The sequence below is a fragment of the Aminobacter sp. MDW-2 genome (assembly GCF_014250155.1).
Lineage (GTDB): Bacteria > Pseudomonadota > Alphaproteobacteria > Rhizobiales > Rhizobiaceae > Aminobacter > Aminobacter ciceronei.
Genome location: NZ_CP060197.1, coordinates 3,864,926 through 3,878,870, shown reverse-complemented (window position 1 = coordinate 3,878,870; position 13,945 = coordinate 3,864,926). Strand labels below are relative to the sequence as shown.

Sequence of the window (13,945 nt, the reverse complement as noted above, 5' to 3'; positions counted from 1 at the left end):
CTTGCCCGCATGAGCAGGCATCGTCTGCACAGACTAAGCCAGTCCGGGCGCGCCGGTCATGAAATCAGGATGCCGCCATCGATGGGCAACTGGTGACCGGTCATTTTCCGTGACTCGTCCGAGGCTAGATAAAGTGCTGCGTTGGCGACATCGACCGGTTCGGCGATGCCGAGCAGATAGGCGTCGAACTGTGCCTTGAGATGCGGCTCGCGCTCGAAGAAGCCGAGGACTCGGTCGGTGGCGACCGCGCCCGGCACCAGCACGTTGACGCGAATATTGTCCTTGGCGAATTCCACTGCCATCGAGCGGGTGAGCGAGATGACGCCACCCTTGGCCGCCGAGTAGGCGTCGCGGTTGGGGATGCCCATGGCCCCGACGATCGACGAGCAATTGATGATCGAGCCGCCGCCAGACCGCTGCATCAGGGGAATCGCGTTGCGGCAGCAGACCCAGGTGCCGAACAGGTCGAGCTTGATGCAGCGCCAGAACTCCTCGAACGGCGCAACCGTCACCGGGCCGTCGGCTGAACTCGAGCCGCCGGCGTTGTTGTAGAGCACGTCGAGCCGACCCCAGGCGTTCATCACCAGCTTGAACGCCGCCTCGACGCTGTCAGGCTCGGTGACGTCTGTCTCGACATAGAGTGCTGTGCCTCCCGATGTATTAATGGAGGAGGCGATGGCCTCGCCCTTGTCGCGGCTGCGGCCGGCCACCGCCACCTTGGCGCCTTCACGTGCAAAGAGCCGCGCCGCAGCCTCGCCAATGCCGCCGGTCGCGCCTGAAATGAATGCCACTTTGCCTGCCAGACGGGCCATGATGATCTCCTCGAAACGTTATCCGCGAACCTGCGCGCCCGGGCGCCTTCAACATCGTCCGAAGGGACTAAGATTGCCGGACATTTCAGCGGCTTGGCGGCCAAAATGCGTGCAGCCTTGTGACTAGTCCCATCAGACGATGTTAGCGGTCTGCCCCTGTCCCATTCCTTGCTTCGATTGAAGAAATTGGCAGTGCCGAAATGGCAGCAACAAGCGGCGTAGGAAAATGAAGGCAGTGATCTGCAAGGAGTTCGCCCCAAGGGCGCAGCTCAGGATCGAAGAGGTCCCTGAACCGTTGGTGAAACCGGGCCAGGTGGTCATCCGCATCGAGGCATGCGGCATCAACTTCTTCGACGGACTGATGGTCGAGGGCAAGTATCAAACCAAGCCCGAGCGACCCTTCACGCCGGGCAGCGAAGCCGCCGGCACGATCATCGCGGTCGGCGATGGTGTCGAGCGTCTGAAGGTCGGCGCGCGCGTGTTGGCCTTTGCCGGCATCGGTGGTTATGGCGAGCAGGTCGCGGTCGATGCCTGGAAGGTGTTTCCGATCCCCGCCGAGATGAGCTTCGTCGAAGCCGCCGGCTTCCTGATCACCTATGCGACATCGCACCATGCCCTCAAGGATCGTGCGCAGATCAGGCCGGGCGAAACGATGTTGGTTCTCGGCGCTGCCGGCGGCGTCGGGCTGACAGCGGTCGAGCTCGGCAAGCAGATGGGTGCGCGCGTCATTGCTGCCGCCTCCAGCGACGAGAAGTTGGCGCTATGCCGCGAATACGGGGCCGACGAGACGATCAACTATTCGACCGAGGACCTGCGCCAGCGGCTCAAGGAACTGACGGACGGGCAGGGCGTCGACGTGGTCTATGATCCCGTCGGTGGCAACATGACGGAAACGGCGGTGCGCGGTCTGGCACTTTTCGGCCGGCTGCTGGTGATCGGCTTTGCCGCCGGCGACATCCCCAAGATCGCGCTCAACCTTTTGCTGCTCAAGCAGTCGGCTTTGATCGGTGTGTTCTGGGGCGCCTATGCACGCTCGGCGCCGGAGAAGAATGCCGAGAATATCGCCGAGCTGATGGACTGGTTCGCCAAGGGCAAGCTCAGGCCGCATATCTCGGCCGCATATCCGCTCGACCGCTTTGCCGAAGCGCTCGACGTCGTCATGGAGCGCGCCGTCAAAGGCAAGGTCGTGCTGGTGACGGGCAATTCAGGACATAGCAAGGAAGGAGTGCCGGCATGACCGAGCTGCTCGCAAGGACCGTTTCGGTCGCAAAGCAAGGCAACATTCTGGTCGCGACCGTCGACAACCCTCCCGTCAACGCGCTGTCGCATTCGGTCCGGTCCGGGCTGATCAAGGCCGTGAAGGCGCTCGAAAGCGATGCCGGGGCGCGCGCCATGGTCATTTTGTGCGAAGGCCGCACCTTCATCGCCGGCGCTGATATCACCGAATTCAAGAAGCCGATGGTGGCGCCGCTGCTCGGCGAAGTGATCGACACGCTGGATGCTGCAACGAAGCCGATCGTGGCTGCGATCCACGGCACCGCACTTGGCGGCGGCCTCGAAGTGGCGCTTGCCTGCAGCTACCGCATCGCGGTGGAGAGCGCCAAGGTCGGCCTGCCCGAAGTCAAGCTCGGCATCCTGCCGGGGTCGGGCGGCACGGTGCGCCTGCCGCGTCTTGCCGGCGTCGAGCAGGCACTGGCGATGATCAGCGAAGGCGGTCAGATTACGGCACGCGATGCTCTGGAAAAAGGCATCGTCGACGAGGTCGTTTCGAGCGAGCTCAAGGCGGCGGCCGTAACCTTCGCCGAGAAGGTGATTGCTGGCGGCGCCAAGCTGCGCCGCACCAGCGACCTGCCGGTGCCGGCGTTCGACCCAGCCGTGCTCGAGACCAGCCGTGCGACATTGGCCAAGAAATACAAAGGTTTCAACGCACCTCTTGCTGCGGTGGATCTGGTCAAGATGGTCACCGAGACGCCGGTCGCCGAGGCGATCGCGTTGGAATACCAGACCTGCAAGGAGTTGCTCGTTTCGCCGCAGTCGAAGGCGCTGCGCCACATCTTCGCGGCCGAGCGCGAGGCGCTCAAGATCGACGGCGTCGAGGCCGAGGTGAAGCCGCGCGACGTCAAGAAGGTCGCCATCGTCGGTCCGGGCACCATGGGCCGCGGTATCGCCGCCTGCTTCCTCAACATCGGCATTCCGGTGACGCTGATCGGCCTGACGGACGATGGCCTGGCTTCCGCGGTCAGGGCCATCGGCAATATCTATGAAGGCAGCGTCAAGCGCGGCAGCCTGTCGTCCGAAGAGATGGAGCGCCGCATGGCGCTGCTGACACCAGCGACCTCCTATGACGGCGTCGGTGACGTCGATCTTGTGATCGAGGCGGTGACCGAAGACATGATGGTCAAGAAGGACGTCTTCGCCAGGCTCGATGCCGTCCTGCGCGACGATGCGATCATCGCCACCAACACCTCGTTCCTCGACATCGAGGAACTCGCCGGCTCGTCGAAGAACCCGGCGCGTGTCGCCGGCATGCATTTCTTCAACCCGGCCAATGTCATGAAGCTGCTTGAGAATGTGCGTGCAGCGAAGACCGCCCCCGACGTTCTGGCGACCACCACGGCGCTGGGCAAGCGGCTGGGCAAGGTGCCCGTCATGGTCGGGCGCTCCGAAGGTTTCGTTGCCAACCGCATGCTGTCCAAGCGCACGCGCGAGGCTCAATTCCTGCTCGAGGACGGTGCGACGCCGCAACAGGTCGACCGCGTGCTAACCGCCTTCGGCTTCCCGATCGGCCCGTTCGCGCTAGCCGATCTCGCCGGCATGGACATCATGGCCGCAGCGCGGGCGGCACGTGTCGCCCGTATGTCGCCGCGCGAGCAGCAGTGCAACATCGTCGACAAGCTGGTCGCAGCCGGCCGGCTCGGCCAGAAGTCGGGTGCGGGCTACTACGTCTATGACGAGAACCGCAAGGCTTCGCACGATCCAGCTGTCGATGAACTGCTGGAGGCTCACCGCAAGGAGCGAGGCTTCGCCGCGCGTCCCATAACCGACGAGGAAATCCTCGAACGCTGCCTGTTTGCCATGGTGAACGAGGCAGCCAAGATCCTCGACGAGGGTGCGGCGGCGCGGCCCGGCGACATCGACGTCATCTGGACCAACGGCTTCGGCTTCCCGACCTATCTGGGTGGTCCGATGTTTTATGCCGACCAGGTCGGCCTGCCGAAGGTCAAGGCGGCGCTCGACACATACGCGGGCCTCGTGGGTGACCAATATTTCAAGCCGGCCGCGCTGATCGAGCGGCTGGTTGCCGAGGGCAGGGGCTTCTACGGCTGAGGCCGTATCCCTGCCGAAACAGAATGAAGAACAGACGGACTAGGATGCTATGAACAAGGAAATGGACCTGAAAGCGGTCGTCGCCCAGCTGCGCGACGGCATGACGATCGGCTTCGGCGGCTGGGGTCCGCGGCGCAAGCCGATGGCGCTGGTGCGCGAGATCCTGCGCTCGGACCTCAAGGACCTGACGCTGGTGGCTTATGGTGGGCCGGAAATCGGCATGCTTTGTGCTGCGGGCAAGGTCAAGAAGCTGATCTACGGCTTCGTGTCGCTCGACGCGATGCCGATCGAACCCTACTTCCGCAAGGCGCGCGAAGCCGGAGCGGTCGAGGTGTCGGAGCTGGACGAGGGCCTGCTGCTGCTCGGCCTGCAGGCAGCCGGCCACAACCTGCCGTTTGCGGCGACCCGCGTCGGCCTCGGCTCCGACGTCATGAAGTACAACCCGCACTTCAAGACGGTGAAGTCGCCCTATGACGACGGCGAAGTGCTGTTGGCGATGCCGGCGATCAAGCTCGACGTGGCGCTGATCCATGCGAGCCGCGCCGACCGGCTGGGCAACACCCAGACCGACGGTCCGGATCCGTTCTTCGATGGCCTGTTCGCTCGTGCCGCCGACAAGGTGTTCGTTACCACCGAGGTGCTGGTCGACCGCATCGGGGATGAACACTCCGACAAGGCCAAGAGCCAGCTGTTCGAACGCTGCCTGGTGACTGGCGTGGTGTCGGCACCGCTCGGTGCGCATCCGACGGCTGCGCATGAGGCCTATGGTTGGGACATGGGCCACCTCAAGGACTACGCCGCGTCAGCTGGTGAAGAGGGCGGCTGGCAGCGCTATTTCGACCAATATGTGAAGGGCGGCGATGCCAGCTACGCCTCGAGCGTTGGCGGCGAAGCCAAGATCCGCGCCCTGCCGCTCCCCATTTTCTGATCGGACACGACATGACGACTGCAAAAGAATTCACGCTTGCCGAACTGATCGTAGCTGTCGGTGCACAGGCCTGGGCCTCCGATGGTGAGGTTCTCGCCACCGGCATCGGCCCGCTGCCGCGTCTTGCGGCCGGTCTTGCCAAGCTCACCTGCGCGCCCGGCATCATGATGACCGACGGCGAGGCCTATCTTGTCGAGGACCCGATCCCGCTCGGGCCGCGCGGCGACTACAAGCCGAAGTTTTCCGGCTGGATGCCTTACGGCAGGGTCTTCGACAGCGTCTGGAGCGGGCGCCGCCACGCCATGGTGACGCCAGTGCAGGTCGACCGCTACGGTCAGGGCAACATCTCCGCACTTGGCGGAGAGTTCCAGAAGCCTAAGGTCGCCATGCTTGGCGTCCGCGGCTTCCCCGGCAACTCGATCTGCCACAAGAATTCGATGTTCCTGCCCAGCCACTCGAAGCGCACCTTCGTCGAGGGTGAGGTCGATGTGGTGGCGAGCGTAGGCTACAACGCCAAGAACTGGCCGGAAGGCGCCAAGCCCGCCGACGTCAAGCTCGGCGTAGTCATCACCGACCTCTGCGTGTTCGATTTCAACGGTCCTGATCATGCGGCGCAGGTGCTGTCGCTGCATCCTGGCGTCACCTTCGAGCAGGTGCAGGACGCGACCGGCTTCCCGCTGCTGCGCGCCGAAGGCATGACCACCACCGCGGCGCCGACCGAGGAGCAGATGGCGATCATCGCCAGGCTCGACCCGCACAATGTCCGTGCCACCGTCCTGAAGGGCAATCCTCCCGGCGTCCGCGCCGCCTGACGAACCCGCCGCCGGCACTCGCTGCCGGCGGCTCTTCCTGGAATGGCAGTGACGGACGCAAGATGGACTTCGAATACAGCGACAAGACAAAAAGCCTGCTCGAACGGCTTAATGCCTTCATGGATGAGCATGTCTATCCCAACGAGCGCCGCTATCACCAAGAGGTCGAAGCCGACCGCTGGGGCCATCCGCCTGTCTTGGAGGAACTCAAGGCCAAGGCCAAGGCGGCCAAGCTGTGGAACCTGTTCCTGCCGGATTCTTCGCATGGCGCGGGCCTGACCAACACCGAATATGCACCGCTCTGCGAAGTCATGGGCCGGGTGCATTTCTCGTCGCAGATATTCAACTGCTCGGCACCTGACACCGGCAACATCGAAACCATAGAGCGCTATGGCACCGAGGCGCAGAAGGCGCGCTGGTTGCCTGCCATGCTCGACGGGTCGATCCGCTCGGCCTTCGCCATGACCGAGCCTGACGTCGCTTCCAGTGACGCGACCAACATCCAGAGTTCGATCGTCCGCGACGGCGACGACTACGTCATCAATGGTCGCAAGTGGTGGATATCAGGTGTCGGCGACCGCCACTGCGAATTGCTGATCTTCATGGGCAAGACCGACCCGGGTGCTGCCAAGCACCAGCAGCAGTCGATGATCCTGGTGCCGATGGACACGCCAGGCATCAAGGTGCTGAGGCCGATGACGGTGTTCGGTTATGACGATGCACCGCACGGCCACATGGACATGCTGTTCGAGAACGTGCGGGTGCCGGCATCCAACATCCTGCTCGGCGAAGGCCGGGGCTTTGAGATCGCGCAAGGCCGCCTCGGACCCGGCCGCATCCATCATTGCATGCGCCTGATTGGCCTTGCCGAACGCTGCCTGGAGCTGATGTGCCGCCGGGTGAAGAGCCGCGTCGCCTTCGGCCGGCCGATCGGCGAACAGTCGGTGACGCTCGAGCGCATCGCCGAGTCCCGCATCCTGATCGACCAGGCTCGCCTGCTGACGCTGAAGGCCGCCTATATGATGGACACCGTCGGCAACAAGGCGGCGCGCGCCGAAATCGGCATGATCAAGGTGGCCGCCCCCAACATGGCCTGCAAGGTCATCGACTGGGCGATCCAGGCGCATGGCGCTGCCGGGGTTTCGCAGGACTTCGTGCTGGCCAATTATTATGCGCATGCCCGCAAGCTGCGCTTCGCCGACGGGCCAGACGAGGTACACCGCAACCAGATCGGGCGCATCGAACTCGCCAAATACGTGGACTGAGCGGGAGGCGCGCCATGGATGCCAGCCGTTTCGTCGGAACCGAGCCGCTCGCCGCCGACAGCAAGATCGACGTCGCGCGGCTGCACGCCTACCTCAAGGCCAACATTGACGGCTGCGAGGGCAAGCTCTCGGTCGAGCGCTTCCGCGGCGGCCAGTCCAACCCGACCATGCTGTTGTCATTCGACGGCAAGCGCAAGCTGGTGCTGCGCAAGAAGCCCGACGGCAAGCTGTTGCCCTCGGCGCATGCCGTCGACCGTGAATTCCGCGTCATCAGTGCCTTGCGCGACAGCGACGTGCCTGTGGCCGGCGCGCGGCTGCTCTGCGACGACGACAGCATCGTTGGTGCAATGTTCTACGTCATGGATTTTGTCGAGGGACGCTCGTTCTGGGCGCCTGCCTTGCCAGAGCAATCGCCTGCGGAGCGCAAGGCCATCTATATCGAGATGAACCGCGTTGCAGCGGCGCTGCACACCACCGACTACAAGGCGGCCGGGCTCGAGGATTTCGGCAGGCCGGGAGACTATGTCGCCCGCCAGGTGGCACGATGGTCCAAGCAGTATCGGGCGTCCGAGACCGAGACGATCGAGGCGATGGACCGGTTGATCGACTGGTTGCCCGACAATATCCCGCCTGAAACACGGACGTCGCTGATCCATGGTGACTTCCGCATCGACAACATGATCTTCCACGCGACCGAAGCGCGGGTGCTGGCAGTCGTCGACTGGGAGCTGTCGACGCTGGGCGAGCCGATGGCGGATTTCGCCTATCACATGCTGACCTGGCGCCTGCCCAATCAACCCTATCGCGGCCTGGGTGACCTCGACATCGGCGTACTCGGCATTCCCGACGAGCGCAGTTATCGCGACGCCTATCTCAAGGCGACGGGGCAGGACGGCGTTTCCGACCGGCATTGGTACGCCTATCTCGCCTACAGCCTGTTTCGCGTCTCCGGCATCCGCCAGGGCATCATGAAGCGCGTGGTCGACGGCAATGCGGCGAGCGCGCACGCTCGCGAGGCCGGCGCCTTGGCGCGGCCGGTGGCCGAATTCGGCTGGCATTATGCCGAACTGGCGATGAAATCATAAGGGAGGATCGACATGAGCGGACTGTATCCGGCCGAAGGAGCGGCCATCGTCATCGGTGGCAGCGGCGGCGTCGGCGCCGAGATTTGCCGGGTGCTGGCGCGCGACGGTTGCGACGTGGCGTTGACCTATCACAGCAACCAGGCCAAGGCGGAAGCTGCAGCCGAAGCGGTCCGCGGCGAGGGGCGCAATGCCTCCATCTACAAACTCAACATCGAGGATGTTGAGGCGACCCGCGCCTTCATCGACGGTGTGGCGGAAGCCAATGGCGGCATCCATACGGTGGTCTATGCCGCCGGGCCGCTCGTACCGCTGATCCATCTCAGCAAGATTGAGCCCGAGCAGATGCGCAAGCACCTGATGCAGGACGCCTTCGGCTTCTTTAATGTGGTCCATTATGCCATTCCGCATCTGCGCAAGGCACGCGGTTCCATCGTCGCTTGCCAGAGCTCGGCGCAATATCGCTTTGCCGCAGCCGACGGCCTCTCGGTGGTGCCGAAATCGGCGGTGCATGCCCTGATGAAGGGCGTCGCAAAGGAAGAGGGGCGCTACGGCATCCGCTCCAATGGCGTAGCGCTCGGCATCATCGAGACCGGCCAGCACACGGAACTCAGCAAGCTCGGCTATATCGACGACAAGTACATGCAGGCGGCGGCCATGAACACACCGCTGCGCCGCAACGGCAAGGCCATGGACATCGCGGAAGCGGTGTCGTTCCTGGCCTCCAGCCGCGCCGGTTTCATCTCCGGTGAGGTCATCAATGTCGACGGCGGCTATCACGTCTGATCGCATCTGTGGCGCGGGTTCGGTTGCCCGCGCCGTTGCCTCTTCCGCATCGGCCGTTCGCAATCGATGCGTGTCATGGACCCGCCGTTAGTCTTTTCAGACGATGTTCGGCCGCCCCGTCGCTCCTAGCAAGTAGTTGGAAAACTTCGGTTCCGGGCGCTTCGCAGCAGAAAATATCCTCTGCGTTGCCTGCCTGGTTCCCTGCCGACAACAACTGTTCTGGAGCAATCCTTTGCGCGAAGCCGTCATCGTTTCCGTCGCCCGCACCCCCATCGGCAAGGCCTTCCGTGGCGCCTTCAACGACACTGAAGCACCGGCGCTGTCGGGCCACGCGGTGCGCGAGGCCGTCATTCGTGCCGGCATCGCCCCCGACGCCGTCGAGGACGTCATTATGGGCTGCTCGGCCCAGCAGGGCACGCAGGGCTACAATATCGGCCGCCTGACCGCAGCGGCCGCGGGACTGCCTGACAGCGTGCCCGGCATGTCGATCGACCGCATGTGCTCGTCGGGCCTGATGGCAGTGTCGATCGCGGCCAAGCAGATCATCGTCGACGGCATGGAAACCATCGTTGCCGGCGGCGTCGAATCGATCAGCCTGACGCAGAACAAGCATAAGAACAGTTATCGCTCGCGCTCGCAGGCCGTGACCTCGCAGTGGCCGCATATGTACATGACAATGATCGAGACCGCCGAGATCGTCGCCAGGAAATACGGCATCAGCCGCGAGGCCCAGGACGAGTTCTCTCTCGCCAGCCAGTTGCGCACGGCTGCCGCCCATCAGGCCGGCCGCTTCGACGACGAGATCGTGCCGATGGCCTCTCGCAAGATGGTGGTCAACAAGGACACCAACGAGACCAGCTTCCAGGACGTGACGCTGGCGCAGGACGAGGGTTTCCGCGCCGACACCAATCTCGAGGGCCTGGCCAAGCTGAAGCCGGTTTTCGCCGACGGCGAAGTGATCAAGCTGGGCGAATATGTGACTGCCGGCAATTCGTCGCAGCTGTCGGACGGTGCTGCCGCTCTGGTGGTCATGGAGGCAAAGCGCGCCGAACAACTCGGCCTCAAGCCACTGGGCGCCTATCGCGGCATGGCGGTCGCCGGATGCGCGCCAGAGGAAATGGGCATCGGGCCGATCTTCGCGGTGCCGAAGCTGTTGCAGAAGCACGGCCTCAAGGTCGACGACATCGGCCTTTGGGAACTCAACGAAGCCTTCGCCAGCCAGGCGGTCTACTGCCGCGATACGCTCGGCATCGACCCGGAAAAACTCAACGTCAACGGCGGCGCCATCGCCGTCGGCCACCCGTTCGGCATGACCGGCGCGCGCACGGCCGGCCATGTGCTGATCGAGGGCCGGCGCCGCGGTGTGAAATACGGCGTCGTTACCATGTGCGTCGGCGGCGGCATGGGGGCTGCCGGCCTGTTTGAAATCTTCAACTGATCGCACAGAGTAGGGATATAGGAGCGCCCTTCGTCCCAATGGACGCACGGCGCTCCTTTGGGAAGGGACGATGACCGATCTCGGAATTGCACAGGGGCTCAAACCCATTCTGGGGCCTGCAACCCAGCTCGGCTTTGTCGTCCGCGACATCGAAAAGGCGATGCGCCACTGGATCGATGTTTTCGGCGTCGGTCCATTCATCTTCATGGAGCGCGGCGTCAGCCAGCCCGTCAGCACCACCTGGCATCGCGGCCAGCCGGTCGAGGTCGAGCTCAAGCTCGCCTTCGGCTACATGGGTGATGTGCAGATCGAGCTGATCGAGCAGACCAACAACGCCTCGTCACCCTACACGGACTTCCTGGCGGCCGGACGTGAGGGCCTGCAGCATCTGGGTTTCTGGGTGCATGACCATGCCGAGGCGACGGCTCGCGTCGAGGCTGCCGGCTATGAGCGCGACTACGAAATCCGCGTCGCCGGCCAGGACCAGTCGATCCTCTATTACCGCTCGCCTGACCTCTACGGACCGATGCTGGAGATCGTGCCGCCGATGTGGCGCCGATCGCGCCAGGCGGTGCTGGACCATATCCGCGCCTACGCCGGCACGCATCCGATCATCCGCTTCGACACCTACAGCGCCTTCATCCAGCATGCCGGCGTGACGTTCGACTGATTTCGCTGAAATTGCTGTCAGCCGCGGCCGTCGGAACAACCGGCGGCCCTTTGCTATTTGACCAGCTTTTCCAGCTCGTCGATCTGCTGGCGCAGTCCCGAGATGGTCTGGCGCACGGCTTCGGCATCGCGCGGCTGGTCGTGATGGGCACGCAGGCCGGCCAGAGCCATGTCGGCAATGATCTCGCCGATCTCCTGCGGTGTCTTGGCGCCTGATGGCGAGTACCAGCGCGATGTCCAGTTGGCCATGCCGATCACCGCAAAGGCGGTAACCTTGGGATCGACAGTGCGAAACTCGCCTGACGTGATACCGTCGGAGATGCAGCGGACGTAGAAATCATAGATGTGGCGACGGCCCTGGTTGTAGAGCGGACCGAGCGCCTCGGGGATCTGGGTTTCGAGCCGCGACAACAGGATGAAGCGCGAGCCGGAAGACAGGCGGCGGACGATGCCGTCGACGATGGCGCGGCGCAGTCGCTCGGTTGGCGACAGGCCGGGCTCGGCCATCAGTTCCTGCAGCCGGTGTGACGGCGTCAGCGCTTCCGACTCGACGAGTGCTGCCAGCATTTCTTCCTTGTTGCGGAAGTAGTGGTAGACGGCCGAGCGGCCGAGGCCGAGCGCCTGGGCGATGTCGTTGATGCTGGTCTGGACGTAGCCCTTGCTGTCGAACAGCTCCGCGGCGATGTCGATCAGCTGTTCGCGCACCAGCTCCTTGCGCGGATTGGTCGACGCGCGGACCGAGCCGTCGCGATCGAGATATTCTGCGCCTGCGCTGCCATCCATCTGTGCCATACGCGCCATCCTGCTCAAATCAGCAACTCCACGCTTTGGATGTTCGACGCTGCGTTCGACAACCGGGGGTCGAATCGCCCAAAGCCCAGGCTACTGGCCGGATCGAATATAATACGCTTCGCGTTTCTGTAAGCCTGCCGCGATGCAGGATTTTCGTCGTCAGGCGTCAGTGTCATGATCTGGCTTCACCGGCCTCACCGGAGATCGGCCGATAGAGCGGAGCACCGAACAGCGGGCGGCGCGATTGAGGCAGGCGTCCATCGGCATCGATGACGCCATAGCGGCTAGCCAGTTCGGTCGAATAGAAGGTGCCGCCGCTGAGCGTCATGGCGTCGCCGGCGGCATGGATCGCCGCCAGCACACGGCCGATGAAGAACGGCGTCTCGATATGCGGCAGGTTGCCGGCAGTGTCACCGACGACGCCACCTGCGGCGATGCCGGCAAGCGTGCGCTCGGTGCCGATCAGGCCCGGCCACAGTGAAATCGCTGCGACGTCGAAGGGGCGCAATTCGTGCGCCATGTCGTGGGCCAGCTTGTCCTGGCCGGCCTTGCCGACGCCGTAGGGCAGGCTGTGACGGTAGATCTTGCCGCCGGGGCCGGAGGTGTTGGCGATCAGGCCGGAGCGCTGGCGGACCATGATCGGGGCGGCGAAGTGGCTTGCCGCATAGCTCGATCGCAGCCCGACATCGATCATGTCGCGCCAGAGCGACAGTGGGCGCTCCCAGAAATTGCCGTCCGGTACGGCCCAATCAGGCATGGCGAAGGCATTGTTGACGAGCAGGTCGAGACGTCCTTGTTCTGCGTCGACGCGTTTGAACAGGGCCTCGGTCTGGCTGTCGTCAAGGTGATCGCAAATGGCAACGATGCCCTTGCCGCCGGCCTGGTCGATCGCCTCGGCAGTGTCGCGGACGGTTCCGCCCCATGGGCCGATGGCCTTACGATCGCTGCGGCCGGTGCAATAGACGATGAAGCCCGCTTCGCCGAGCGCAATCGCGATGCCGCGGCCGAGACCGCGGCTGGCGCCGGTGACGACGGCGACCGGCCTGTGTTCCATGCCGCTCAATTGGGTTTCCTCTGGTAGCCGAGACCAAGCGGCTGCTGGTTGCCCGCCAGAGCCCCGGCGAAAGCCTCGGCAACCGCCCCGTAGCTCCAGTCGCCTTCCAGGACCGGATCGGCGATCAGTGGATGGGTGACCAAGGACAACTGTTTGCCGGCGATGCGGACGACCTGACCGTTGATCTTCTCGGCGGCGTCGGAAAGCAGAAAGCTGACGACCGGCGCGTTGACGTCGGCGTCGGGCAGGGCGGCGTAGTGCACCTCGCGGCTCGCTGCCTGCTCGGCCATCAGCGCCTTGTTCTGGGCGGCCATTGCGGTTTCCGCCAGAGGCGACAGCGCGTTGACACGCACGCCGGTGCCACGCAGTTCCATGGCCCAGCTGTAGGTAAGGGATGCCACCCCGCCCTTGGTGGCGCCATATCCGCCAAGGGCGACGTCACCGGCCTGGGAGCCAGAGGCGACATTGATGATCGAGCCGCCCGTGCCTGCGGCGAGCATACGCCGGGCTGCATGGCTGGCACAGGCGGCGGTGCCGATGAGATTGATCTCGACCATGCGGCGCATGTCCGTCTCGGTGAGGTCGAGAATCTTGCCGATGCGGAGAATGCCGGCATTGTTGACGACGCCTGTGATGGCGCCGAAAGCATCGATGCAGGCGTCGACCAGCTCTTGGGCATAACTCCAGGACGAGATGTCGCCGGTATGTGCAACGGCCTTGCCGCCCGATGCCACGATCGATTCGACCGTCGACCGCGCGGCGTCGACGCTGATGTCGTTGACGACAATCGCTGCGCCAAGGCTTGCGGCATGGCGCGCATAGGCGGCGCCCAGCCCGGATCCGGCACCGGTGATGACCACCGACTTGCCCTGAAGTGTATTCATTTCGTGTCCTCCCAGCCGGCCACCCTGAACGGACAAGCTCAGGCGGACATCCCACGTTCGGACGATGCCAGCGCAGGCGCCTGCTTGGGCCTGAGG

At 64.1% G+C, this 13,945-nt stretch carries 13 protein-coding genes; 9 read left to right on the top strand and 4 right to left on the bottom strand.

The genetic code is table 11. The features are described from left to right. Positions 1–56: 56 nt before the first annotated feature. The gene (locus H5P29_RS19175; protein WP_154386528.1) at positions 57–812 is read right to left on the bottom strand and encodes an SDR family NAD(P)-dependent oxidoreductase; all 756 of its coding nucleotides are present in this window, start codon (positions 810–812) and stop codon (positions 57–59) included. Positions 813–1,038: 226 nt separating this feature from the next. On the opposite strand from H5P29_RS19175, the gene H5P29_RS19170 reads away from it, so the two are divergent. From H5P29_RS19170 to H5P29_RS19130, 9 genes are all read left to right on the top strand, one after another. Then, positions 1,039–2,049 carry an NADPH:quinone oxidoreductase family protein gene (locus H5P29_RS19170; protein WP_154386527.1) on the top strand — a complete coding sequence of 337 codons (1,011 nt, stop codon included), beginning with the start codon at positions 1,039–1,041 and terminating at the stop codon, positions 2,047–2,049. Continuing rightward, positions 2,046–4,139, top strand: coding sequence for a 3-hydroxyacyl-CoA dehydrogenase NAD-binding domain-containing protein (locus H5P29_RS19165; protein WP_154386526.1), 2,094 nt, complete (start codon positions 2,046–2,048; stop codon positions 4,137–4,139). The genes H5P29_RS19170 and H5P29_RS19165 overlap by 4 nt, the downstream gene beginning before the upstream one ends. A gap of 61 nt (positions 4,140–4,200) precedes the next feature. After that, complete coding sequence (locus tag H5P29_RS19160) at positions 4,201–5,067, top strand: CoA transferase subunit A (protein WP_246670850.1); 867 nt, start codon at positions 4,201–4,203, stop codon at positions 5,065–5,067. Positions 5,068–5,078: 11 nt separating this feature from the next. Beyond that, complete coding sequence (locus H5P29_RS19155) at positions 5,079–5,879, top strand: CoA-transferase subunit beta (protein ID WP_067962124.1); 801 nt, start codon at positions 5,079–5,081, stop codon at positions 5,877–5,879. Positions 5,880–5,941: 62 nt separating this feature from the next. Then, a complete protein-coding gene (locus tag H5P29_RS19150; protein ID WP_067962122.1) occupies positions 5,942–7,144 on the top strand; it encodes an acyl-CoA dehydrogenase family protein in 1,203 nt (400 codons plus the stop codon). 14 nt (positions 7,145–7,158) lie between these two features. After that, the gene (locus tag H5P29_RS19145) at positions 7,159–8,229 is read left to right on the top strand and encodes a phosphotransferase family protein (RefSeq protein WP_067962120.1); all 1,071 of its coding nucleotides are present in this window, start codon (positions 7,159–7,161) and stop codon (positions 8,227–8,229) included. Between the two features lie 12 nt (positions 8,230–8,241). Continuing rightward, positions 8,242–9,012 carry an SDR family NAD(P)-dependent oxidoreductase gene (locus H5P29_RS19140; RefSeq protein ID WP_067962117.1) on the top strand — a complete coding sequence of 257 codons (771 nt, stop codon included), beginning with the start codon at positions 8,242–8,244 and terminating at the stop codon, positions 9,010–9,012. 232 nt (positions 9,013–9,244) lie between these two features. Further along, positions 9,245–10,450, top strand: coding sequence for an acetyl-CoA C-acyltransferase (locus tag H5P29_RS19135; RefSeq protein ID WP_067962115.1), 1,206 nt, complete (start codon positions 9,245–9,247; stop codon positions 10,448–10,450). A gap of 70 nt (positions 10,451–10,520) precedes the next feature. Further along, positions 10,521–11,120, top strand: a complete 600-nt coding sequence (locus H5P29_RS19130; RefSeq protein WP_067962113.1) for a VOC family protein — start codon at positions 10,521–10,523, stop codon at positions 11,118–11,120. A 53-nt stretch (positions 11,121–11,173) separates the two neighbouring features. Here H5P29_RS19130 and H5P29_RS19125 read toward each other — a convergent pair whose 3' ends face one another. From H5P29_RS19125 to H5P29_RS19115, 3 genes are all read right to left on the bottom strand, one after another. Further along, complete coding sequence (locus tag H5P29_RS19125; RefSeq protein ID WP_246340694.1) at positions 11,174–11,911, bottom strand: TetR/AcrR family transcriptional regulator; 738 nt, start codon at positions 11,909–11,911, stop codon at positions 11,174–11,176. A 172-nt stretch (positions 11,912–12,083) separates the two neighbouring features. Further along, a complete protein-coding gene (locus tag H5P29_RS19120) occupies positions 12,084–12,965 on the bottom strand; it encodes an SDR family NAD(P)-dependent oxidoreductase (protein WP_067962109.1) in 882 nt (293 codons plus the stop codon). Between the two features lie 5 nt (positions 12,966–12,970). After that, positions 12,971–13,849 (bottom strand): SDR family NAD(P)-dependent oxidoreductase, encoded by an 879-nt coding sequence (locus tag H5P29_RS19115; protein WP_067962107.1) that lies wholly within the window; start codon positions 13,847–13,849, stop codon positions 12,971–12,973. Positions 13,850–13,945 lie beyond the last annotated feature (96 nt).

What these genes read in the sequence shown, in the direction of transcription:
- H5P29_RS19150 (WP_067962122.1), top strand. Translation starts at nt 5,942, where the DNA reads ATGGACTTCGAATACAGCGACAAGACAAAAAGCCTGCTCGAACGGCTT.
- H5P29_RS19130 (WP_067962113.1), top strand. Translation starts at nt 10,521, where the DNA reads ATGACCGATCTCGGAATTGCACAGGGGCTCAAACCCATTCTGGGGCCT.
- H5P29_RS19115 (WP_067962107.1), bottom strand. Translation starts at nt 13,849, where the DNA reads ATGAATACACTTCAGGGCAAGTCGGTGGTCATCACCGGTGCCGGATCC.
- H5P29_RS19175 (WP_154386528.1), bottom strand. Translation starts at nt 812, where the DNA reads ATGGCCCGTCTGGCAGGCAAAGTGGCATTCATTTCAGGCGCGACCGGC.
- H5P29_RS19160 (WP_246670850.1), top strand. Translation starts at nt 4,201, where the DNA reads ATGGACCTGAAAGCGGTCGTCGCCCAGCTGCGCGACGGCATGACGATC.
- H5P29_RS19145 (WP_067962120.1), top strand. Translation starts at nt 7,159, where the DNA reads ATGGATGCCAGCCGTTTCGTCGGAACCGAGCCGCTCGCCGCCGACAGC.
- H5P29_RS19165 (WP_154386526.1), top strand. Translation starts at nt 2,046, where the DNA reads ATGACCGAGCTGCTCGCAAGGACCGTTTCGGTCGCAAAGCAAGGCAAC.
- H5P29_RS19170 (WP_154386527.1), top strand. Translation starts at nt 1,039, where the DNA reads ATGAAGGCAGTGATCTGCAAGGAGTTCGCCCCAAGGGCGCAGCTCAGG.
- H5P29_RS19125 (WP_246340694.1), bottom strand. Translation starts at nt 11,911, where the DNA reads ATGGCACAGATGGATGGCAGCGCAGGCGCAGAATATCTCGATCGCGAC.
- H5P29_RS19140 (WP_067962117.1), top strand. Translation starts at nt 8,242, where the DNA reads ATGAGCGGACTGTATCCGGCCGAAGGAGCGGCCATCGTCATCGGTGGC.
- H5P29_RS19120 (WP_067962109.1), bottom strand. Translation starts at nt 12,965, where the DNA reads ATGGAACACAGGCCGGTCGCCGTCGTCACCGGCGCCAGCCGCGGTCTC.
- H5P29_RS19155 (WP_067962124.1), top strand. Translation starts at nt 5,079, where the DNA reads ATGACGACTGCAAAAGAATTCACGCTTGCCGAACTGATCGTAGCTGTC.